19 protein-coding genes and 1 tRNA gene are annotated in these 22,223 nt (G+C 76.0%); 7 read left to right on the forward strand and 13 right to left on the reverse strand.

Features of this window, described 5'->3' with window-relative positions; translation table 11 throughout:
• Positions 1–39: 39 nt before the first annotated feature.
• The 4 genes from ABIE39_RS02615 to ABIE39_RS02630 form a co-directional block, all read right to left on the reverse strand.
• Positions 40–936 carry an ABC transporter permease gene (locus ABIE39_RS02615; RefSeq protein WP_354050309.1) on the reverse strand — a complete coding sequence of 299 codons (897 nt, stop codon included), beginning with the start codon at positions 934–936 and terminating at the stop codon, positions 40–42.
• Positions 933–1,751, reverse strand: a complete 819-nt coding sequence (locus tag ABIE39_RS02620; protein WP_074806857.1) for an ABC transporter ATP-binding protein — start codon at positions 1,749–1,751, stop codon at positions 933–935. Before ABIE39_RS02620 ends, ABIE39_RS02615 begins: the two co-directional genes overlap by 4 nt.
• Entirely contained in the window at positions 1,748–2,785 is a 1,038-nt protein-coding gene (locus ABIE39_RS02625; protein WP_354050311.1) for an ABC transporter substrate-binding protein, read from the reverse strand. The genes ABIE39_RS02620 and ABIE39_RS02625 overlap by 4 nt, the downstream gene beginning before the upstream one ends.
• Before the next feature lie 184 nt (positions 2,786–2,969).
• The gene (locus tag ABIE39_RS02630; RefSeq protein WP_354050313.1) at positions 2,970–3,542 is read right to left on the reverse strand and encodes a DUF8691 family protein; all 573 of its coding nucleotides are present in this window, start codon (positions 3,540–3,542) and stop codon (positions 2,970–2,972) included.
• A gap of 189 nt (positions 3,543–3,731) precedes the next feature.
• Here ABIE39_RS02630 and ABIE39_RS02635 point away from each other — a divergent pair, with 189 nt between their 5' ends.
• The 3 genes from ABIE39_RS02635 (at position 3,732) to ABIE39_RS02645 (ending at position 8,270) form a co-directional block, all read left to right on the forward strand.
• Positions 3,732–4,115 (forward strand): SHOCT domain-containing protein, encoded by a 384-nt coding sequence (locus tag ABIE39_RS02635; RefSeq protein WP_074806851.1) that lies wholly within the window; start codon positions 3,732–3,734, stop codon positions 4,113–4,115.
• Positions 4,116–4,124: 9 nt separating this feature from the next.
• Positions 4,125–5,522, forward strand: coding sequence for a hypothetical protein (locus tag ABIE39_RS02640; protein ID WP_354050314.1), 1,398 nt, complete (start codon positions 4,125–4,127; stop codon positions 5,520–5,522).
• Positions 5,523–5,588: 66 nt separating this feature from the next.
• Positions 5,589–8,270, forward strand: a complete 2,682-nt coding sequence (locus ABIE39_RS02645; protein WP_354050316.1) for a winged helix-turn-helix domain-containing protein — start codon at positions 5,589–5,591, stop codon at positions 8,268–8,270.
• 22 nt (positions 8,271–8,292) lie between these two features.
• Here ABIE39_RS02645 and ABIE39_RS02650 read toward each other — a convergent pair whose 3' ends face one another.
• The 8 genes from ABIE39_RS02650 to ABIE39_RS02685 all read right to left on the reverse strand — a co-directional run bounded on the left by ABIE39_RS02650 (position 8,293) and on the right by ABIE39_RS02685 (position 17,355).
• Positions 8,293–11,004 carry a cation-translocating P-type ATPase gene (locus ABIE39_RS02650; protein WP_354050318.1) on the reverse strand — a complete coding sequence of 904 codons (2,712 nt, stop codon included), beginning with the start codon at positions 11,002–11,004 and terminating at the stop codon, positions 8,293–8,295.
• A gap of 83 nt (positions 11,005–11,087) precedes the next feature.
• Positions 11,088–11,762 (reverse strand): response regulator transcription factor, encoded by a 675-nt coding sequence (locus ABIE39_RS02655; protein ID WP_209829810.1) that lies wholly within the window; start codon positions 11,760–11,762, stop codon positions 11,088–11,090.
• Entirely contained in the window at positions 11,759–13,219 is a 1,461-nt protein-coding gene (locus ABIE39_RS02660; protein ID WP_354050320.1) for a sensor histidine kinase, read from the reverse strand. Before ABIE39_RS02660 ends, ABIE39_RS02655 begins: the two co-directional genes overlap by 4 nt.
• Before the next feature lie 34 nt (positions 13,220–13,253).
• Positions 13,254–14,096, reverse strand: coding sequence for a hypothetical protein (locus tag ABIE39_RS02665; protein WP_354050321.1), 843 nt, complete (start codon positions 14,094–14,096; stop codon positions 13,254–13,256).
• A gap of 1 nt (position 14,097) precedes the next feature.
• Positions 14,098–14,988: a hypothetical protein gene (locus ABIE39_RS02670; protein WP_354050323.1), complete on the reverse strand. Its 891-nt coding sequence runs from the start codon at positions 14,986–14,988 to the stop codon at positions 14,098–14,100.
• Positions 14,985–15,743 carry an ABC transporter ATP-binding protein gene (locus ABIE39_RS02675; protein WP_354050325.1) on the reverse strand — a complete coding sequence of 253 codons (759 nt, stop codon included), beginning with the start codon at positions 15,741–15,743 and terminating at the stop codon, positions 14,985–14,987. Before ABIE39_RS02675 ends, ABIE39_RS02670 begins: the two co-directional genes overlap by 4 nt.
• A gap of 178 nt (positions 15,744–15,921) precedes the next feature.
• The gene (locus ABIE39_RS02680) at positions 15,922–16,509 is read right to left on the reverse strand and encodes a hypothetical protein (protein ID WP_209829814.1); all 588 of its coding nucleotides are present in this window, start codon (positions 16,507–16,509) and stop codon (positions 15,922–15,924) included.
• Positions 16,510–16,677: 168 nt separating this feature from the next.
• Complete coding sequence (locus ABIE39_RS02685) at positions 16,678–17,355, reverse strand: FadR/GntR family transcriptional regulator (RefSeq protein ID WP_209829815.1); 678 nt, start codon at positions 17,353–17,355, stop codon at positions 16,678–16,680.
• 75 nt (positions 17,356–17,430) lie between these two features.
• Between ABIE39_RS02685 and ABIE39_RS02690 the strand changes: the two genes are divergently transcribed.
• The 3 genes from ABIE39_RS02690 to ABIE39_RS02700 all read left to right on the forward strand — a co-directional run bounded on the left by ABIE39_RS02690 (position 17,431) and on the right by ABIE39_RS02700 (position 20,546).
• Positions 17,431–18,696, forward strand: coding sequence for an MFS transporter (locus ABIE39_RS02690; protein ID WP_354050328.1), 1,266 nt, complete (start codon positions 17,431–17,433; stop codon positions 18,694–18,696).
• A gap of 69 nt (positions 18,697–18,765) precedes the next feature.
• Complete coding sequence (locus tag ABIE39_RS02695; protein WP_354050330.1) at positions 18,766–19,455, forward strand: YoaK family protein; 690 nt, start codon at positions 18,766–18,768, stop codon at positions 19,453–19,455.
• A 608-nt stretch (positions 19,456–20,063) separates the two neighbouring features.
• Entirely contained in the window at positions 20,064–20,546 is a 483-nt protein-coding gene (locus tag ABIE39_RS02700) for a hypothetical protein (RefSeq protein ID WP_354050331.1), read from the forward strand.
• A 75-nt stretch (positions 20,547–20,621) separates the two neighbouring features.
• Here ABIE39_RS02700 and ABIE39_RS02705 read toward each other — a convergent pair.
• Positions 20,622–20,709, reverse strand: a tRNA-Leu gene (locus ABIE39_RS02705).
• Between the two features lie 353 nt (positions 20,710–21,062).
• Here ABIE39_RS02705 and ABIE39_RS02710 point away from each other — a divergent pair.
• On the forward strand, positions 21,063–22,208 hold the full coding sequence (locus tag ABIE39_RS02710) for an AI-2E family transporter (RefSeq protein WP_502914831.1): 1,146 nt from the start codon (positions 21,063–21,065) through the stop codon (positions 22,206–22,208).
• The last annotated feature ends 15 nt before the right edge of the window (positions 22,209–22,223 follow it).

Below are 22,223 nucleotides of genomic sequence, written 5' to 3' on the forward strand. Positions count from 1 at the left end.
GCACGCGGGACGGGTCGTGGTGGGGGTTCATGCTGCCTCCTACTGACGGGACCAGGGCACGAGTCGTCGTTCGAGCACCGTGACCAAAGTCGTGGAGAGGTAGCCCAGCACGGAGATGGTGACGATGCCCACGTACATCTTCGCGACGGCGAACGTCGTCCAGGAGCTCCAGATGAGATAGCCCAGGCCGTTGCGCGACCCGACGAACTCCGAGGCCGCGATGATGACGAACGCGCCGCCCACGGCGAGCTTGAGGCCGGTGAAGATGCTCGGCAGCGCGGCGGGCAGCGCGACCGTCCGCCAGCGCTGGAGCCGGCCCGCCCCGTTGGCGGTCGCCACGTCGAAGTAGATCTGCGGCGTCTGGAGCACGCCGCCCATCGCGTTGTAGAAGACGTAGAAGAACACGCCGATCGCGACGATCACGTACTTGCTCGCCTCGCCGAGGCCGAACACGAGGAGCAGCAGCGGGAAGATCGCGACCTTGGGCACGGGCAGCAGGCTCGCGAAGATCGGCCCGAGGAGCGTGCGCAGGGTCGTGACGGACCCGAGCGCGATGCCCAGGACCAGCCCGGGCACGGCGCCGAGCACGAACCCGATCGCGATGCGCGTGAGCGTGATGCCCGCGTGCTCGAAGAGCTCGCCGCTCCCGACGAGCTGCGCGAACGTCTCGGCGATCGACGACGGCGGCGGGAAGAACCGCGCGTCGAGCGCGTTCGTCCGGCTCGCGAGCTCCCACACCGCGAGGAGCAGGAGCGGCGTGAACGGCCCGACGACGCGCACGAAGCGACCCGTGCGCCTGCGGCGCAGCTCCTCGGTCAGCTCGCGCGTGATCTCGGCGGTGCGGTCGGCGCCGACCAGGGTCTCGTCCGAGGTCCCGCCGCTCGCGGCCGGGCCGGTCGGGCGGGCGGGCGTGCGCTCGTCGGTCGGGGTCGTCATGCGACCGCCTCCCGGGCACCGGCGGCGGAGCGCTCGTCCGCCCCGGACGCGTCGTGAGACTCGGCGTCCTGCGCCTCGGCGTCCCGCAGCAGACGCCACAGCTCGTACGTGATCTCGCCGTGGCGCGGGTCGCGGCGCAGCTCGAGGATGTCGCGCGGGCGGTCGAAGGGGACCCGCACGTCGGCGAGGATGCGACCGGGCCGGGCCGACATGACGACGACGCGGTCCGCGAGCACGAGCGCCTCGTCGACGCTGTGCGTGATGAAGAGCACCGACCGCGAGGTCTGCGACCAGATCTTGAGCAGCTCCTGCTGCAGCACGACGCGCGTCTGCTCGTCGAGCGCGCCGAACGGCTCGTCCATGAGGAGGGTCGCGCCGTCGTCGGCCAGCGCCCGGGCGACCGACGTGCGCTGCCGCATGCCGCCCGAGAGCTGGTGCGGGTAGAAGCCCCGGAACTCCGTGAGGCCCACCATGTCCAGCAGCGGGGCGACGCGCTCGCGCCGGGCCGAGCGCCGCACGCCGCGCAGGCGCAGGGGGTACTCGACGTTCTGCTCGACCGTGAGCCACGGCAGCACGCCGTGGTCCTGGAAGACGACGGACGGTCGCGCCGCCATCGTCACCGTCCCGCGGTCGGCCTCCTCCAGGCCCGCGAGGATGCGCAGGAGCGTGCTCTTGCCGCACCCGGAGGGTCCGAGCACGCAGACGAACTCGTTGTCCTCGATGGTGAGGGACACGTCCTGGAGCGCGACGAGCACGTCGTCGCGGCGGCGGTCGTGGAACCCCTTCCAGAGGCCCTCGACGGAGACGGCCGTCATGAGCCGAGCTCCGCGGCCCGCTCGCGCGCCTGGTCGAGGAGGTCGGCGCGGAAGATGCTCTCGACGTCCGCCTCGCCCTCGTACTCGAGCGTCCCGCGCTCGCGGAAGAACTGCTCCTGGGCGTGCACGTCCTCCCAGTCGATCTCGCCCGTCGGGTCCTGCTCCGTGAGCGCGAGCGACGTGAGCGTCTCGACCGGGAGCTCGGTGTACCGCGCGATGATCTCCTGGTTCGCCGGGTCGTCCCAGCCGCCCGCCTCGAGCTCCGCGGCGGCGCGCAGGTAGGCGGCCGTGAACGCGACGACCGCGTCGGGGTGCTCGTCGACGTACTCGGTGCTGAACACCAGGGCGCCGAGCTCGGTGCCCGCGTGGTAGTCGATCGGGAGGATCTCGGACGCGATGCCCTCGCTCTCCAGCGACGACGAGATGGGCTCGATCGACCAGGCGGCGTCGACGGAGCCGCCGACGAGCGCGGGGCCCGTCTCCGGCGGGCCGACGTTGACGAGCTCGACGTCGTCGAGCGTGAGGCCCCCGGCCTCCAGCGCCTTGGCCACCGAGTAGATGCCGAAGCCCCCGTCGCCCGGGATCCCGACGCGGCTCCCGGCGACCTGCTCGATCGACGTGATGCCGGAGTCGGCCGCGACGACGAACGGGGCCGGGTTCGGTCCGCTCTCCGGCACGCGCGAGACGCTCGCGATCACCGAGAGCGACGCGCCGGCCTCGGTGGCGTTGAACAGGCCCGCGCCCCACGTCGCGCCACCGGCCGTGACGTTGTTCGTGCTGACGAGCTGGTAGGTCTCGCCGGACGTCCCACCCTTGGCGAGGAGCTCGACGTCGACGCCCGCCTCCTCGAAGTACCCCTTGTCCTCCGCGAGGAAGAACGGCGCGTAGTCCGCGTAGGGGGAGTAGAGGAACGAGATCTGCGGCGCGGCGTCGTCCCCGCCGCCGGACGGGTCGCTCCCGCCCGCACAGCCCGCGAGGATCCCCGCCGCCGCGACGAGCGAGATGGTGACCGACGAGCGGCGTGAGATGGCCATGAGTCCTCCTGGGGTCTGACACACGAGCAAGCGCGCCGGTGATGTGCTTGCCACTATGCGCTAGTGCATCAGTTGGCCCCAGCGTGGTCCCCATCGTCTCGCTTGGTGGGACGATGTAACGTGAAAGGAGGTTGAGCGGGGCATCGGCCTGCGGTGCGTTGCCTGCCTGCCCGGCCCGCCGTCGTCACGGCTCGAGGACGCGTGCCTTCTGCTCCGCGAGCTCGGCGTCGGTGAGGACGCCCCGGTCCCGCAGCGCGGCGAGGTCGCGCAGCTGCGCGATGCGCACGTCCATCGCGGACGCGCCCCCGGCGGCCGTCCCGCCGTGCCCGGGGTCGTGCGTCCCGCCGTGCGTCCCGCCGTGCGGCCCGACGTGCGCGCCGGACCGGTCGTCGGCGAGCCCGGTCACGGCGCCGAGCACGCCGACGAGGTCCGTGTCCCGCACGCGGTACGTCGTGCTGGTCGCCGGCTGCGCACGACCGACGTCGTCGAGCATCTGCTGCACGAGCGCGCCCACCGGGCCGCGGACGACGAGCTCGACGTCGGGCCGGCCGCCGGGCGCCGCCGTCCGCAGCTCGACGAGGTCGAGCCCCAGCGCCGCGAGCCGCTGGAGCAGCCCGTACAGCGCGGCCTGGTCGCGGACCCGGGCCTCGAGGCGCGTGCACTCCACGGACCGGCGCACACCGAGCTCGGCGAGGTCGGGCTCGGGCAGCGCCACCGGCCCCAGCACCGTCACCTCGACCAGCGTCGTGCGGTCCATGCGTCCTTCTCCCGGGTCGCCCACGTCGGTCCAGGATGCGGGGGTGCGGACCCGGGCCGGATCACCCGGTAGGGGTGGCCCGTGACCTCCGGCGGCCGACTACCCCCGACGGGTGAGCACGCGGGCACCCGCGCCGCTCCACAGTGGGAGCGTCACGGGACCGCCGTGACCCGACACGAGGGGTGCCCGATGGACGGATTCTGGGACTGGTTCTGGCTCATGGTGTGGTGGTTCTTCTTCATCGCCTACCTCGTCGTGCTGTTCCAGATCGTCGCGGACCTGTTCCGCGACAAGACGCTCAGCGGCTGGTGGAAGGCGCTGTGGATCGTCGCGCTGATCGTCGTCCCGTACCTGTCCGCGCTCGTCTACGTCATCGCGCGCGGGCGGGGCATGGCGGAGCGGCACGCGGAGGAGCAGCTGGCGCGCCGCCAGGTCATGGACGACTACGTGCGGGCCACGGCCGGCTCCGGCAGGTCGCCCGCGAGCGAGATCGCCGACGCCAAGGCCCTCTACGACGCCGGCACGATCGACGCCGACGAGTTCGCCCGGCTCAAGGCCCGAGCGCTCGCCTGAGGACGAGCGATGGCCGACGAGACCGCGCCAGGGCGCGACGCGTCCGACGCCCTGCGCCTCGCCGCGCTCGAGCGCGAGAACGCGGAGCTGCGCCGCCGGCTCGAGGAGCGCCCGCCCGCCGCACCGCCTGGGAGCTCGGACGGCGACGCCACCAGGCAGCAGGCGGGCCGGCGACCCCGGCGGGGGCTGCGGGCCGCGGCGTGCGCGGTCCTCATCACGCTCGGGGCGCTCCTCGCGCCGCTCGGCGCGGTCTCGGCGTGGGCGCAGCGCGAGCTGACGGACACCGACCGCTACGTCGCGACGGTCGGTCCGCTCGCGGGCGACCCCGTCGTCCAGTCCGCGGTGGCCGGGCGGCTCACCGAGGTCGTCATGTCGCGCGTCGACGTGGGGGCGCTCGTCGACGACCTCGTGGGCGGGCTCGAGGAGCGCGACGTCCCGCCGCGCGCGACCCAGGCCCTGGCCGCGCTCGAGGCACCGCTCACGAGCGGCGTGGAGTCGCTCGTGCACGAGACGGCGACGCGGCTCGTGGAGAGCGACGCGTTCGAGGGCGCCTGGCTCCAGGCGAACCGCGTGGCCCACGAGCAGCTCGTCGCCGTGATGCGCGGCGAGGACGGCGACGTCCTGCAGGTGAGCGACGACGGCCGCCTGTCCATCCAGCTCTCCGGCCTGATCGACCTGCTCAAGGAACGCCTCGTGGACCGCGGCCTGGACGTCGCGGCCCGCATCCCGTCGGTCGACGCGACGTTCACTGTCGCGCAGTCCGCCGAGCTCGTCATGCTCCAGAACCGGTACGCCCAGGTCGTCACGCTCACGACCTGGCTGCCGTGGGTCGTGCTCGGTCTCCTCGCCGCGGGGGTCCTCGTCGCGAACCACCGCTCGCGCGCGCTCGTCGTGGCCGGGCTCGCGCTCACGGGAGCGATGGTCGCGCTGGGCGTCGGGCTCGCCGTCGCGCGGGGCCTGTACCTCGGCGCGCTCTCGGGGCAGGTGGTGCGCCTCGACGCCGCGGAGGTCGTCTTCGACCAGGCCGTCGGCTACCTGCGCCTCACGCTGCGCACCGTCGGCGTGCTGGGCCTCGTGGTCGCGCTCGCCGCGTACGTGGGCGGGCCGAGCGCGTCGGCCCGCAGCCTGCGTGCAGGGCTGGGCCGTGCGGGTGCCGCCGCCCGCGGCTGGGGCGAGGGCCGGGGCGTCTCGACGGGGCCTGTCGGCGACTGGCTCGGGCGGCACAAGGCGTTCGTGCGCGTCGTCGTCGTGGCGGTCGCCGCGCTCGTCCTGCTCCTGGCGGGCACGCCGACGCCCGGCCTCGTCGTGGGGGTCGCGCTCGTCGCGGGCCTCGTGCTCGTCGTCGTCGAGTTCCTCGCCCGACCGACCGCCGTCGGCGCGCCGCCGCCCGGGCCCGGTCCGGCCTGAGGCGCGTCGGCGAGCTCGCGCTCGGCTCGCCCTGCGGTCCAGGGGGGCCGGGAATACGCTGCCCCCATGGCCTCGGTCGAGCCCCGTGCCGAGCCGGAGGACGTCGCGCACGTCACGGACGCCTCCGGGACCTCGCGCGCCCGCACCACCGTCCCGGAGCTGCCGCCGTCCACGGTGGGCCGCCCGGTGGTCGAGGCCCTGGTCGCGGCGGCGGCCACGCGCCGCCTCACCCTGGTGTCGGCCGGCCCGGGCTGGGGGAAGACGACCGTCGCGGCCCGGTGGGCGCACGGCGGCACCGGCCCGCGGGTCGCGTGGCTGACGCTCGAGCCGTTCGACGACAAGCCGGCGGCCTTCTGGGCCGACGTGCTCGCGGCGCTGCGGGCGGCCGGGGCGGTGCCTCCGGGGCACGCGCTCGAGACCCTCGTCGTGCCACCGCGCCTCACGCCCGCGCTCCTGCGCCGCGTCCTCGCGGCGATCGAGGCGCTGCCCGAGCCCGTGGTCCTCGTGCTCGACGACTTCCACCACGCCGCGTGCCCCGAGGTCGCGTCCACGGTGGACGACCTGCTGCGCTACCGGCTGCCCCTCCACCTCGTGGTCCTCACGCGCGTCGACCCGCTCCTGCGGCTGCAGCGCCTGCGTGCGCAGGGCGAGATGACCGAGGTCGGTGCGGCCGAGCTCGCGTTCGACGCCTCCGCGGTGACGGCGCTCGCGGCGGCGCAGGGGCGTGCGCTCTCCGGCGACGACGCCGGACGCGTCGTGGGCGCGACCGGCGGCTGGGCCGTCGGGGTGCGGCTGCGCGTGGAGGAGCACGACGCGACGAGCCGGGCGCGCGCCGCACGCTCGGCGGCGGAGTTCCTGCTCGCGGAGGTCCTCGACAGCCAGGGGCCCGAGGCCCGGCGGTTCCTCCTGCGCACGAGCGTGGCGTCGGCGGTGTGCCCCGACCTCGCGGCCGTCCTCGACCCGGGGGCGCCGACGGACCGGCTGCTCCCGGGCTTGGCCGCGGCGGACGGTTTCGTCATGACGTCGGGCGGGCGACGCACCTGGTACCGCTACCACCCGCTGCTGCGCGAGATGCTCCTGCACCAGCTGCGGTCCGAGGACCCGACGGGCCTGCGCGAGGCGCACCGGGCCGCGGCGCGCTGGTTCGCCCAGGACGGTCAGGCGCTGCGCGCGCTCGAGCACGCGGCGGACGCGGAGGACTGGCCGTTGCTCGGCGAGGTGTTCGTCGAGGGGGCGGCCGCGGAGCTCGCGGGGCCGCACCGCGAGAGCGTCGCCCAGGTCCTGCGGCGCGTGCCGTACGCGACCCTGCGACCCGAAGCCCGCCTGCACCTGTGCGCGGGCTCGCTCGCGTCCGTCGACGAGCGCTACGACGCCGTGCGGCTCCACGTCGCGCGGGCGCGCGACCTCCTGGCCACCGCCGCGGACCCGGTCGCCGATCCCGCCGCGGCGGTGCTCCTCGAGCTGCTCGCCGCCTCTGTCGCGCGCTCGACGGGCGACGTTCACGGGCTCGCGACGGCGGCGGGCGGCGCGCTCGCGGCGGCGGACGCGGTGCCCTACCCGTTCCCCGCCCTCGAGACGTACCGGGGCCTCGCGCGGGCGCACCGCGCGGCGGGCCTCGCATGGTGTGCGATCGGCCCGGACCCGGAGGGGGAGCCGGTGCCGGGGACGCTCACCGCCCCGGGCGCCCGGGCCTGGCGTGCCCCGCAGCTCTACGCCCTCGGGGCGCGCGCCGCGGCAGCGCTCCGCGCCGTCGCGGCAGGTCGGCTCGACGCGGGAGACGCCGCCGCGCGCGCCGTGCTGGTCGAGGCCGAGCGGCGCGGCTGGGACGGGTACGCGCACGTGCGTCCCGCGCACGCGGCGCGCGCGTGGGTGCGCTACCTCCGGGGGTCGGACGACGGGCTCGACCGCCACCTCGCGCACGCGCTCGCGGCGGACGCCGGTGGTCGCGAGCCCGCGTCCGAGGCCGCCGTCCGGCTGCTCCAGGCGCTCGTCGCCGCGGACCGTGGGCACGCGCGGGCCGCGCGGCAGGCGCTCGTCGCCGCGGACCGCGCCCTGGGGCGGTCCGCGACGCCCCCGGTGCTCGCGGACCTGTGGGTGCGCGCCACGGCGGCAGCCCGCCGGGTCGACGACGGCACGGGCCCGGCGCTCGGCGCGCGCGTCGGGCGGGAACGGCTGGGGAGCGCCGCGGTGGTCGCGGTGTGCGGCGCGCGCGAGCTCCTGGCCGCGGGGCGCACGGGGGCGGCCGAGCGCGCCGTGGCGGGTCTGGGGGGCACGCCGGGGGAGGAGGCCGACGTCGTCGTGCGGGTGGAGGGGGCGCTCGTCCTGGCGTCCGCGCTCGCGCGGGCGGGCACGCGCCGCGTCGACGCCCCGCTCGGGCGCGCACTCGAGCTGGCCGCAGCGGAACGGGTCGTCCGGCCGTTCCTCGCGGTCCTGGGCACCGAGCTCGACGAGCCGCTCGCGCGCGCGGTCGGGCGCCGCGACGACGCGCTCGGCGAGCTGCTGCGCGCCCACCTCGACCCTCCGGGCCGGGCGCCGGAGCCGGTCCCGCTCGTCGAGCCGCTCACCGAGCGGGAGCTCGCGGTCCTCGCCGTCCTGCCGTCCATGGCGAGCAACGCCGAGGTGGCCGCCGACCTCTTCGTGTCGGTCAACACGGTGAAGGCGCACCTGAAGTCGGTCTACCGCAAGCTCGGCGTCGGCTCGCGGCGCGAGGCGGTGCGGCGCGGCCGCGAGCTCGGCGTCGTGCCCTGAGGGCCCTCTTCGGGAGACGTCCTCAGGAGCGGCGCCGGTCCACCGTGCGCAGCACGAGCTTCCCGAGCTCGACGACGACGAGGAAGGCGAGCGCGACGAGGGCGCACACGCCCCACTGGCCGCCGTCGAGGTCGACGGTGCCGAAGATCCGCTGCAGCCCGTCGAGCGTCGTGACGAGGAACGTCAGCCCGAGCGACGCGAGCAGGAGCACGACGAACCGGCCGTTCGCGAGCGTCTCGGAGGACAGGATGCTCGCCCGCGGGTCGCGCCACTCGAGCGCGGCGACGACGTGCAGGAGGGACATCGCGGTGAGCCCCATCGTCGTCGCGACCGCGAGGTCGGCGTCGGCCTCGCCCCACGCGACGGCGACGAGCGTGCCGACGGCGATGAGCACGCCCCCGACGGCGAGCCGCACGCCGAGCGCGCGCCCGATGACCGGCTCCGTGGGCGGGCGGGGCCGGCGCCGCATGAGGCCGGGCGTCGCGGCGTCGAAGCCGAGGCCGATCGCGAGCAGCACGTCGATCGCGAAGTTGACCCACAGGATCTGCAGCGGCGTGAGCGGGGTGCCCCCGGCCACGGTGAAGATGCCCGCGCCGACGAACGTGAGGATGAACCCGACGAGGACGACCATCTGGAAGCGGATGTACTTCATGAGGTTGTCGTAGAGCCCGCGGCCGCCCTCGACCGCCGCCACGATCGTGGCGAAGTTGTCGTCGGTGAGGATCATCTCGGCGGCGTCCTTGGTCACCTCGGTGCCCGTGATCCCCATCGCGACGCCGATGTCCGCGCGCGTCAGGGCGGGGGCGTCGTTCACGCCGTCGCCCGTCATCGCGACCACGTCGCCCGTCCGCTTGAGCACGTCGACGAGCCGCACCTTGTCCTCCGGCGCCACGCGCGCGACCACACCGATCTCGCCGACCTCCGCCTCGAGCTGCGCGTCGGACATCGCGGCGAACTCGGCGCCCGTGAGCGCGCGCCCCTCGATGCCGAGCTGCCCGGCGATCGCCGCGGCCGTGGTGACGTGGTCGCCCGTGATCATCCGCACGCGGATGCCGGCGTCGCGGCACTCGGCGATGGCGTCGCGCGCCTCGCGGCGCGGGGGGTCCACGATCCCGACGAGCGCGAGGAGCTCGAGGTCGCGCACCGTGGCGAGCAGGTCGCCCCCGAGCTCGTCGCGCGCGACGGTGCGGCGCGCGACGGCCAGCACGCGCATGCCCTCGCCCGCGAGCGCGTCGTTCTCCGCGAGGACGCGCGCGCGGCCCTCGTCGTCGAGGGGCGCCGACCCGCCGTCGGCCGTCAGGTGCCGGGCCGAGCGGGCGAGCAGCACGTCCGGGGCGCCCTTGACGAAGCACACGAGCTCGTCGTCGATCTCGTGGAACGTCGCCATGAGCTTGTACGCGGCGTCGAACGGGACCTCCGCGACGCGCGGGTGCTCGGCGCGCGTCTCCTCGACGTCGAGCCCGGCCTTGGCCGCGAGGACGACGACCGCGCCCTCCGTGGGGTCGCCGAGGCACTCGCCGTCGCGCACGACGGCGTCGCTCGCGAGCGCCAGCGGGAGCGCGACCGGTTCGAGCGGGACGTCGGTGGACCCGGCCGCCGCGAGGATGCGGCCGGTCGTGGAGTACCCCTCGCCGTCGACGGAGAACCGGCGCCCGGCGAGCACGAGCCGGCGCGCGGTCATCTGGTTGAGCGTGAGCGTCCCGGTCTTGTCGGAGCAGATCGCCGACGTCGACCCGAGCGTCTCGACGGACTTGAGGCGCTTGACGATCGCGCCCTCCTCGGCGAGCCGCCGCGTGCCGAGCGACAGGAGCATCGTCACGACGGCGGGCAGCCCCGTCGGGATCGCGGCGATCGCCAGGCTGATCCCGACGACGAAGAGGCTGTCGAAATCCTCGCCGCGCACGAGCCCCAGCACGACGACCACGACGAGGGCGACCGCCGCCATGACCGTGATGATCACCGTGATGCGGTCGAGCTGGCGCGTGAGCGGCGACCTGTCCTGCTCGACCCCGCTGAGCATCCCGGAGATGCGGCCCACCTCGGTCGTCATGCCCGTGGCGGTCACGACCATCTCGCCGCGCCCGCGCGTGACCTGGGAGTTCATGTACGCCATGTCGGTGCGGTCGCCGAGGGGGGCGTCGTCCGCCGCGACCGCCGCGACGCCCTTCGCGACGGGCGTGCTCTCGCCCGTGAGCCCGGCCTCCTCGATCTCGAGCGACGCGGCGACGAGCAGCCGCCCGTCCGCGGGGATCTTGCCGCCCGCCTCGAACCCGACGACGTCGCCCGGCACGAGCTCCTCCGCGGGCACCTGCTCCTGGCGCCCGTCGCGGCGCACGGTGGCCGTCATGACGAGCATCTGCTGGAGCGCCGCGACGCTCTGGGCCGCCTTGCCCTCCTGGTGCAGGCCCATGAGGGCGTTGAGGACGGTGAGGGCGAGCACGACGACGCCGGTCGTCACGTCGCCGAGCGCGATGATGCTCACGACCGCGGCACCGACGAGGACGAGCTGCATGAGGTCGCGGTACTGGCGCAGGAACGCCTGCCACGGCCGCTCCTTGCGCTCCTCGGCGAGCGCGTTCGGCCCGTAACGGGCGCGCCGCTCCGCGACCTGCGCCGTCGTCAGCCCGACGGCCGGGTCGACGTCGAGCGCGGCGCACACCGCCTCGGGCGGCGCCGTGTGCCAGGGGCCCGTGGGGGCCGGTGCCTGCTGTCGGGGGATCGGTGCAGCCGTCATCCTCGGCTCCTCTCGGGCGCTCGTCCCACGGTCGCAGCGGTGTGCGCGCGCGAGCCTCACCCGGCGGGGGTGAACGCGAGGCGTCAGCCGCGCGACCCCACGAGCCCGCTCTCGTACGCGACGATCACGGCCTGCACCCGGTCGCGCACGCCCAGCTTGGCCAGCAGGTTGCCGACGTGCGTCTTCACGGTCGTCGCGGACAGCACGAGGCGGTCGGCGATCTCGGCGTTCGACATCCCCTCGGCCACGCACCGCAGGACGTCGAGCTCGCGCGGCGTGAGGGAGCGCAGCCGGGGGTCGAGGCCGTCGTCGACCGCCGGCTGCTCGCCCGCGGGCAGGTGCGGCGCGAAGAGGTCGAGCATGCGGCGCAGCACGCGGGGCGCGACGACCGAGCTCCCCGCCGCGACCGTGCGGATCGCCTCGACGAGCTCGTGCGGGCGCGCGTTCTTCAGCAGGAACCCGCTCGCCCCGGAGCGCAGCGCGGCGAACGCGTACTCGTCGACGTCGAACGTCGTGAGCACGAGGACGCGTGTCCCGGGGTGCTCGCCGACGACGCGCCGGGTCGCCTCGATGCCGTCCATCCCGGGCATCCGGACGTCCATGACGACGACGTCGGGGGCGAGGGCCGCGACCTGGTCGAGGGCCACGCGCCCGTCGGAGGCCTCGCCCACCACCTCGAGGTCGGGCTCCGACTCGATCACGAGGCGGAAGCCCATCCGCAGCAGCGCCTGGTCGTCCACCAGCAGCACGGTCGTCACGGTCGTCCTCCGTCGTCGTCGTGCACGTCGCGGTGCGGGTGCTCCAGCCCGAGGGCGCTCCGGGCACCGCTCTCGCCCGGGTCGCAGGGCAGGACGACGTGCACCGCCCAGCCGCCGCCCGGTCGCGGGCCCGCCTCGACGACGCCGCCGAGCAGCGCGGCGCGCTCGTGCATGCCCACGATCCCGCGGCCGCTCCCGCCTCCGGTCCCCGGGCGCGTGCCGCCGTCGTCGCGGACGTCGATCTCGACCGCACGCTCGGTGCGACGCACGACGACCTCGGCCGCGGGCGTCCCGGGAGCGTGCCGCAGCACGTTGGTCAGGGCCTCCTGGACGATGCGCACGGCCCCGAGGCGCAGCGACGTGTCCGGAGGGAGCGCGACGTCGAGGCCGGTCGCGGCGACAGGCACGCCCGCCGCGCGGAACCGCGCGACGACGGCAGCGAGGTCCGTCCCGGTCGGCTCGACGGGGGTGCCGGGCCCGTCGCCGCCCTCCTCGGGGTCGAGCGCGCCGAGGACGCGCTGCATGTCGGCCAGCGCGTCGCGTCCCGTGCGGGACAGCTCGTGCAGCGCCTCGCGCGAGCGGTCGGGTGCCCGGTCCAGGGCCGCGCCCGCGCCGTCGGACAGCGCGACCATCACGGACACGCTGTGCGCGACGACGTCGTGCATCTCGCGCGCGATGCGCGCCCGCTCGGCGGCCCGGGCGAGCGCCGCGCTCTGGTCGCGGTCGCGCGCCAGGGCGCGGTAGCGCGCGGCGAGGTCCTCGTCGTGCAGCCGTCGTGCCCGTGCGCCCGACCCCGTCGCCATCCCCAGCAGCAGGAGCGCGAGCAGGAGGAGGACCGACACCGAGCGCCGGCCGGGGGAGAAGGGCGGCTGCGCGAGGTCGCGCACCGGGTCGCCGTCCGGCCGGACGACCGGGTCGCTCCACAGCAGCATCTCGGCGAGGCCGATGTCCTGCCACCACCACAGCGCCGCCACGACGACGGCGAGCACCGCCCCGCACACGACCCACGCCGTGCGGGGCGCACGCTCGGCAGCCACGGTGTGCGCCGCGCACGCGAGGCACACGCCGAGCACGCCGAGCACGCCCGCCGTCGCGAGCGACACGACGGCCAGGACGGTGAGGGCCGCCGCGACGGTCAGCGGGCGCGACCGCCGGAGCAGGAGCAGGCCCGCCCCGAGGGCGGCGCCGACGAGCCAGGCCGTGACGACCACCCGGGCCACGGGCTCGTCGGGGCGGAACAGCCCCAGCCCGGTGGACCCCTCGACCGTCGTGAGCGCGACCGCCGCGGTGACGAGCCCGAGCAGCGCGACCGCGCCCGTGAGCGCGAGGTCCGTCGCCCACGGGTGCCGCGCGAGCACGCGGCCGACGGCGCCGCGCCGCCGGACGTCGGGCTCCGCGCGCGGTCCGCCGTCGCGCGCCCCGGGCGTGGACGGGAGGGCGAGGGGCGGCGTGGGCACGCGCCTACTCTTCCATCGTCCGCCGCGCGGCACGTCAGACGACGTCATGGCGCCGCAGCCGGTACGCCGCCGCCGCGAGCAGCGCGGCGGCCCACGCCGCGAGGACGAGACCCCCGCCCCACGTGCCGAGGTGCGGGCCCAGGGCCGTCGCGTCGAAGGCCGCCAGCCGGGCGTCGTCCTGCAGCAGGCGCGCCCCCGCCCCGGGCAGGAGCGCGCGCGCCGTGTCCGCGACCCGGCCCGGGTTCGTCGCGAGCACGTGGTCGAGCACGACGAGCAGCACGACCCCGCCGACGAGCGCGCCGTCCGGCCGCCGCACGAGCGCCCCCAGGCCCAGGCCCACGAGGGCGACCCCGGTCAGGTAGAGCACGAAGCCCCCGAGGACGCGCAGCGTCTCCCGGTCCGCGAGGTCGAGCACGAGCGCGGCGTCGGCGCGCTGCGCGGCGGTCGCGGCGAGCGCCGCGCCCAGCGCGAGGGCCGCGACGGCGAGCGCGGCCGCGGCCGTCACGAGCGCCTGCGCCGCGAGCACGGGCAGACGGCGAGGGACCGCGACGAAGGTCACGCGCGCGGTGCCGGTCCGGAACTCCCCGGCGCCGACGCCCGCGCCGAGCACGAGGAAGCCGAGCTGGGCGAGCACGGACCCCGCGACGGCGAGCGGCGCCCCGGAGGACCCGGCGTCGGGCCGGGCGAACGCGCCCAGCGCCCACGCCGTCCCCGCCGCCGCGGCGACGGTCGCGAGCGCGAGCCAGGCCGTCGAGCGCAGGCTCGTCAGCTTGTCCCGCTCCGCCGCGAGCACCCGGAGCAGGGTCACCTGGGGACGGTCCGGCGCGGGCGCGGTGCGGGTCGGCGCGGGGTCCGTCGGGGGGATCGTCGTCGCCACGTCAGACCACGTCCCGCGCGCGCAGGCGGACGGCGGCCAGGGCGAGCGGCACGACGACCCACGCCGCCAGGACGAGCCCGCCGCCGACGGCGCCCAGGTCGGGCGCGCCCTCGACGGCACCCTCGCCCGTGAGCAGCGACGCCGCCCCGGTGGGCAGGAACGTGACCACCGTGTTCACCGCGGCCTGCGCGGACGAGACCCCCGCGGGGGCGGCGAGCGGGTCGCCCGACAGGTCGGCCGCGAGGACGAGCGCGACGGGCAGGACGAGCACGACGAGCACCGCGGCGGTGACGGCGGGCACGGGTCGCCGCACCAGCGCCCCGATCGCGAGGCCGAGCAGGGCCATGCCGGCGAGCAGGAGGGTCATCCCGACGAGGACCTGCGGCGTGCCGTCGCCGCCGAGGTCGAGCGCGAGGTCGCGCGAGCGCGCCGACGGCAGCAGCGCGAGCACCGCCGCCGCGACCGCCACGACCGCGGTGAGCAGCGCGAACGCGGCGGTCGCCGCCGTCTGCCCCACGAGCACGGGCCAGCGCCGCGGCTCCGCGACGAACGTCGTGCGGAACGTGCCGGTGCTGTACTCGCCCGTCCCGACCAGGACGCCCAGGACGAGCGGCGGCACCTGGGCGAGCAGGAGGCCCGACGAGAGCGAGCCGAGCGGGTCGAACCCCGGGTCCACCGACGACGCCTGCGCCGAGAGGTACGTCAGCACGGCCGAGACGACGACGGTGAGCGCGGCCGCCCACCACGACGAGCGCAGGCTCGTGAGCCTCGTCCACTCCGCGGCGACGGCGCGGAGGAGCGTCGGGCCACCCGCGCTCGCGGGCCGTGGCGCTGCCGGGTGCGCGCGTCGCGACGTCGCGGTCGGTGCGGTCCGGGCGGTAGGGGCGGTCATCGGGCACCTCCGGCGGACGCCAGGCCGGTCTCGCCCGCGGCGCGGCCGCGGTACTGGACGGCGTCGGCGGTGAGCCGCAGGTACGCGTCCTCGAGCGAGCCCGCCTCGCCCGCGAGCTCCGACACCGGCGCGTCGGCGAGCAGCCGGCCCTGGCCGATGACGACGACCCGGTCCGCGCACAGCGCGAGCTCGTGCATGAGGTGGGACGACAGCAGCACCGTGCGGCCCTCGGCCGCGAGGCCGCGCACGAGACCGCGCACCCACAGCACGCCGTCGGGGTCCAGGCCGTTGACGGGCTCGTCGAGGACGAGCGTGCCGGGGTCGCCGAGGAGCGCGCCCGCGATGCCGAGGCGCTGGCCCATCCCGAGCGAGAACGTGCCCGCACGCCGCCCCGCGACGCTCTCGAGGCCGGTCATCCCGATCACCTCGTCCACGCGCGCCCGCCCGATCCCGTGCGTGCGGGCGAGCGCCGTGAGGTGGCGGAACGCCGTGCGGCCGGGGTGCACGGAGCGGGCGTCGAGCATGACCCCGACGGCGCGCAGCGGCGCCGGCAGGTCCGCGTACCGGCGGCCGTCGACGGTCGCCGTGCCGGAGGTCGGCCGCTCCAGCCCGACGACGACGCGCATCGTCGTCGACTTCCCGGCGCCGTTCGGGCCGAGGAAGCCCGTCACGGTCCCGGGCCGCGCCGTGAACGTCAGCCCGTCCACCGCGGTCGTGGGTCCGTAGCGCTTCGTCAGCGCCTCCACCTGGATCATCGGTCCTCCCGTCGTCCGCGGGCCCGGTCGTCGGGCACCGCCGTCGTCGACGCTACGGAGGCCCGCGGGGGCACCGGCTCGGGCGGTCGGCCGAGATCCGCGACCGCTCCGCCTCCTCCTCGGGGAGGAGGAGGTCGTGCCGGGGTGGGACGGGCGCCGCCCGCGCGACCGTGGACGATCAGGCGGTGCCTGCGGCCACGCGGACGCCCGCCCCCCAGCCCGGGGCCCGTCCGCCGTCGGGCGGCACGTGGTCGGCCTCGAGCCCTGCCCGGACGAGGGACCACGCGACGAGCGAGTTCGAGTTCCACATCTCGCCCGCTCCGGGCGGGCGACGGCCCCACGTGAGCGGCGGGGCGCCACGCACGGCGCGCAGGAGCCGCCCGACCGCGGCGGGGTCGCTCGTGACGACGACGGGCGGCCCGACGGCGTGCTCCCGGTCGGGGATCGCTCCGTGCGGCCAGCAGCGCACCTCGTACCGGAACCAGCGGGAGCGCCCGAGCGGCCGCAGGCCCACGGGACCGGTCACCACGACGCCCCGGTCGACCGGCGGGCCGCCCCACGCGGGTGTCATCTCGACGACGTACGGCACCCCGTCGCGCCGCAGCCCCAGCGCCGCGTGGAACAGCGGGCGGGGACGACGTCGTGCGCGGAGCGCGGCGGCACGCTCCCACGCGGCGCTCGTGCGACGCACGACGTGGCCCCCGGCCCCCACGGGCAGCCAGAGGAGCTCCGCCCGGTCGCCGCTGCCGGGCGTGGTCGCGGTCACGCCCCGACGCTACGGCACGCGGACCCGGACGGGACCGGTAGGCTCGGGGGCATGCTTCCGGCGTGAGAGCGCCGGCGGGATCCGAATGAGACAGCGGATCGAGAGGCCCCGTCGCTCCACACGACGGGGCCTCTCGCTGTCCCGGCGCGTCCCGCCGCCCGGCGTGCCTCAGCGGACGGGGGAGGGCCCGGCGTCCGCGCGCGGCAGGAACGGGTCGAAGATCGCGGCGACCGCCGCGGCGGCCCCGGCGGCGTCCTGCCGTGCGACGGCCTCGACCAGCTGGTGGTGGTGGCGGTGCGCCGCCTCGTCGTCCGCGTTCTCCTCGTCGCGCATGTGCACGGTGAAGACGTCGAGCATGCTCGAGTAGAGGGTGACGTAGAGCGGGTTGTGCGTCGCGGCCACGATCGCGCGGTGCAGGTCGAGGTCGGCGCGCGCGCGGGCGTCGCGGTCGTCGGCCTCCCAGGCCGCCTCCCGCCGGTCGCGCAGCTCGCGCAGGTGCTCGACGTCGTCGTCCGAGCGGCTCGCCGCGGCGAGCGAGGCGGCGGTGCTGTCGAGGGCGAGCCGCAGCTCGAGGTAGTGCCGGCGGCTGCCGCCCGCGAGCTGGCGCTCCAGGGTGCCGGTCAGCTCGGAGCGGGAGATGACGAACGTGCCGCGGCCCTGCTCGCGGCGCAGCAGCCCGGCGTGCACGAGCGACTGCAGCGCCTCGCGCACGGTGTTGCGCCCGACGCCGAACTCCGCCACGAGGGCGGCCTCGGTGGGGATCCGCTCGCCGACGGCCCACCGGCCGGAGACGATCTCGTCCCGGAAGCGCGCGGCGGCCTGGTCGATGAGGCCTACTCGACGCATCGGTCCGCCTGTGCCAGACTGCTCCAGATTCATCCCATGATCCCATCATCCGCCGACCTCAGTGTGGAGTCTAGCGTGGCGACCCTCTCTCCCTCCCGGCCGCGGCTGCGCCCCGGACGCCTGACCCTCTGGGCGGGCGTCGCCGTCGCGCTGACGGCGGTGAACCTCCGGACGGCCGTCACCGGGTTCACCCCGCTCCTCGAGATCGTCGGCGCCGACCTCGGCTTCGGTGTGACCGTCGCGGGCCTGCTCGGCACGGTGCCCGCGGCGTCGTTCGCCGTGTTCGGGTTCCTCGCGCCCGCGGTCACGCGGCGGTTCGGGCTCGAGCGCACGGCCACCGTGGCGCTGGGCCTCACCGCGCTGTCCCTCGTGCTGCGCGCGGCCTCCCCGACGACGACCGTGCTCGTCCTGTCGACGGTGCTCGCGCTCGCGGGCATCGGGGCGGCCAACGTCGTCATCGTGCCGCTGGTGAAGGCGTGGTTCTCCGACCGGCTCGCGCTGTGGACCTCGCTCTACCTCCTCCTCCTGCAGACGGGGCAGTTCGTCGCCCCGCTGCTCGCGGTCCCGGTCGCCGAGGCCGGCACCTGGCGGCTGTCGGTCGGGATCTGGGCCGGGCCGGCCGCGGTCGCCGCCGTCGTCTGGCTGCTCCTCGCGCTCCGGCTCCCCGCCGCCCACCACGCGCCCGCACCCGTCGCGGCGGCCGGCGCGCGCCTCCGGGTGGGCCGGTCGTCCACCGCGTGGGGCCTCGTCGGCCTCTTCGCCATGATGTCGCTGTCGAACTACGCGATCATCACGTGGGTGCCGGCGGTCCTCACCGACGCCGGGGGCAGCGCGGCGCTCGGCGGTTCCATGGTCGCGCTGTACTCGGCGTGGGGCGTGCTCGCGGCGCTGGTGGTGCCCCAGGTCGCCACCCGGCTGACCAACCCGTTCGTCGTCGTGGTCGCGTGCTCGGTGGTCCTCGTCGCCGGGTACCTGGGCCTCCTGCTCTCCCCGCTCGACGGCACGGTGGTGTGGGTGTGCGCGCTCGGGATCGGGGTGAGCACCTTCCCCCTGTGCATGACGCTCATCAACCGGCGCACGCGGACGGCCCAGGCGGCGTCGGCCGTGTCCGGCTTCGTCCAGGGCATCGGGTACGGGATCGCCTGCTTCGGGCCCCTCGGGCTCGGCCTGCTGCGCGAGGCGACCGGCTCGTGGTCCGTCCCGCTCGTCGTGCTCGCCGCGACCGCCGTCCCCGGGGTCGTGGCCGGCTGGTTCGCCTGCCGACCCCGCTTCGTCGACGACGCCGTCGTGGTCGCCGACCGTCCGGCGGACGACGTGGAGGACCGCGCGGCCGGCGCGTGACGCCGCACGCGGGCTCGGGGCGGCGCCCGCCGACGCGCCGCGGCAGGTCCCGGCCCGTACGGTCGGACGATGACCGACCCGCGCGACCGGCCGTACGTGGCCGGCCTGCTCGTCCTGACCGTGGCGACGGGCGTCGTCGACGCGGTGAGCTACCTCGCGCTGGACCAGGTGTTCACCGGCAACATGACGGGCAACGTGCTCTTCGTCGGGTTCGCCGCCGCCGGTGCGGGCGGGATCCCGCTGCTCAACAACGTCGTCGCGCTCGTCGCCTTCGTCCTCGGCGCCGCCCTGTGCGGGGTGCTGCTCCGCGGGCGCGCCGACGACGCGCGGATGCCGCGGCGCGCGCTCGGCGTGCTCGCCGGGGGAGCGGTGCTCGTGGTCGGGGGCGGCGCGCTGTGGCTCGCCGTCGGGCGCCTGCCCACGCCCGGGGTCCTGGCCCTCACCGCCGCCCTCGCGCTCGTGATGGGCGCCCAGGCGGTCGCCGCGCGGGGCGCCCACGTCCAGGACGTCTCGACCGTCGTCGTCACCACGACGCTCGTGAACCTCGCCCTCAGCAGCCCGCTCGCGGGCGGGTCCGGAGAGGGCGCGGCCCGACGTGCGGGGGCCGTGCTCGCGATGGGCGCGGGCGCGGCCGCCGGCGCCGCCGTCGTGCGGTCGTGGTCCGGTGCGGCCGGCCTGCTGCTGGCGGGCCTCCTCGTCGCGGTCGGCACGACGACGCTCGCCCTGGCCCGCCGCCACGACGGCGTGGCGCCGCGTTGACGCGCCCGACGGGCTCGCCGGGCGGTCGGCGGTGCGTCGGCCGTCACCCCTCGGTCCGACGGTCGGCCTCGCCGGCCGGCGCCCTCGGAGGGAGCGGGATCAGCCAGGCCCTCGGGGGGTCCGTCGACCGGTTCGGCGGCCTCGAGGCCGTGCTCGCCGACGCCGGGAACCAGAGCTTCCTCTCGGACCTCGACATGACTGATGAGCCCTGACGCGACACGATCGACGTCTACCTCATCGGCGCCGCCGTGATCCCCGGCCTCACCGACGCCACCCTGACGCGCCACGAGGAGCGGAGACGCCCAGCCACTGGAGTCGTCGGGGAGGTCGCCCACCGGGGACGTCGTCCGCGACGAGCAGACGGCCGCCGCGGGTCTGGCGGAGGCGTCCAGGATCAGCGGCGCTGATCCTCGCGGTCACCGAGGATGACAGCGCGAACGTCACGGTGCGAGCCGACGAGCGGGGCACGGCTCCTCCGGCGCTCGGGCGCCTCAAGCCCGGAGCGGCCGCTCCTGAGGCGACGCAGCGCGCGACGAGGCCCGCGGGCAGGTCGGGACGGCGCGCTCGACCGATCCGGGACGGGGTGCCTCGGGGCGAGCGTGAGCACCATGCCCGCCATCGACCCGCAGCTGCCCGCCCTCGTCCGCACGGTTCGTCTCGTCGGCACCTCGGTGCTGAGCATCGGTGCGACGGCCGCCCTCGTCGCGTGCGCGCTGCCCACCGACCCGATCGACCCGTCCGCCGCCGACCGCACGTATCTCGGGCTGCCCGCCGAGGGCGGGGAGGTGCACCCGTGGTCGGACGCCGACACACCGGAGGTCGGCTACGTGCGGGGCGGCGAGCCGCAGACCGTGGACGTCGTGACGTTCGGGTCGAGCTCGCGCCCGCTCGTCCCCGTCGACGACACGTGGGACGCCGAGGACCGCGAGCTGAGCTTCCTCCTCGGCCGTCGTGCGGGCACCGACGAGCGTCCCTGCACCCTCGACACCGCGCCGTCGACGAGCGTCGTCGTCGTCCCCGGCCTGCCTGCCGACGAGCCCGTGACGGTCGTCACCACGGGTGAGGACGTCGTCCTCCCCGCGGGACGGTGACGCACCGCTCGCACGGGCCGGGGAGCACGACGAAGGCCCCCGGTCTGCGTCTCCGCAGGCCAGGGGCCTTGATCATGGTGTCCGGAGGGGGACTTGAACCCCCACGCCCGATAAAGGGCACTAGCACCTCAAGCTAGCGCGTCTGCCATTCCGCCACCCGGACGAGTGGACCTTCCCGGCGTTTCCGCCGTTCGGGTGCGGGGAAAAACATAGCACGGTTCGGGGGTGGTCCTCACATCGCCGTCACGGCCCGGACCAGGGCTGCGACCTCGACCGCGACCTCTGTCGAGGCCGCGCGCGGCGCCCGGCGTGCGGGGGCGACCTGGGGCACACTGGGCGGATGGTGGCCACGACGCGACGGAGGCACGCGTGACGGACGAGCAGCGACCCGCAGCAGGCCCGGCACCGACACCTCGACCGGGGTCCGGCTCCGACCGTTCGGCGGCGTCGGTCAAGCACCTCGCCGGGGCGTCGAGCGCGGCGCGCAAGGTCGCCGGGGCGCGTCGCAACCCGTCGGTGGTGGGGTACGACGAGACCGTGCCCGCCTGGCTGCGCACCACCGCGGGCTGGTCGTGGCGCCTGCTCATGATCGTCGCGGCGGTCGCGCTCGTCTTCTTCGCGACGGCGCAGGTGCAGCTCGTGTTCGTGGCGGTCTTCCTCGCGCTCGTCATCACGTCGGTCCTGCGGCCGGTCACCGACTTCTACGGCCGGATCATGCCGCGCGGCTTGGCCACGGGGCTCGCGATCCTCACGGCACTGCTCTTCTTCGCGGGTCTGCTGACCTACGTCATCACGTCGGTCGCAGGCCAGTGGCAGAGCCTCGCGGAGCAGTTCGACCAGGGCATCGAGCAGATCTTCGACTTCCTCGAGAACGGGCCCCTGCCGGTCACGATCACGGCGGACGACGTCAACGGCTGGATCGACAACGGCCGCCAGTGGCTGACGGAGCACGGTGGTGACATCGCGAGCCAGGCCGCGGCGAGCGCCGGGTCGGTCTTCGAGGCGTTCGCGGCGATCGCGCTCGCGATCTTCTGCACGGTGTTCTTCCTCGCCCGGGGCAAGGACATGTGGACGTGGTTCCTCAACCAGCTCCCGTCGCGCTCGCGCGACAGCTGGAAGATCGCGGGCGGCGCCGGCTGGTACACCTTCTCCGGCTACGCGCGCGGCACGGTGATCATCGCGCTCGTCGACGGCATCCTCGCGGGGGTCTTCCTCGCGATCCTCGGCGTCCCGCTCGCGGCCCCGCTCGCCGTCCTCGTCTTCATCGGGGCCTTCATCCCCATCATCGGCGCCCCGCTCGCGATGATCATCGCCGCGATCGTCGCGCTCGCGGCCAAGGGCTTCCTCATCGCGCTCATCGTGACGATCGGCATCGCGCTCATCGGGCAGTTCGAGGGCCACGTGCTGCAGCCGCTCGTCATGGGCAAGCAGGTGTCGCTCCACCCGGTGGTCGTCGCGATCGCCGTGACGGCCGGCACGCTGCTCGCCGGGATCCTCGGCGCCGTCGTGTCGGTGCCGCTCGTCGCGGTCGCGTGGTCGGTGTTCTCGCACCTGCGGCACAAGGACCCACCCATGGAGGACGAGCTGCCGACGGCGAAGGAGATCGCCCTCGGGGACGTCGGGCCGGGCGTCACGCCGCCCCCGGAGAGCGCGACGAGCTGACCGCCCGCGCGGGCT

This window comes from Cellulosimicrobium sp. 4261 (genome assembly GCF_040546915.1).
Taxonomy (GTDB): domain Bacteria; phylum Actinomycetota; class Actinomycetes; order Actinomycetales; family Cellulomonadaceae; genus Cellulosimicrobium; species Cellulosimicrobium cinnabarinum.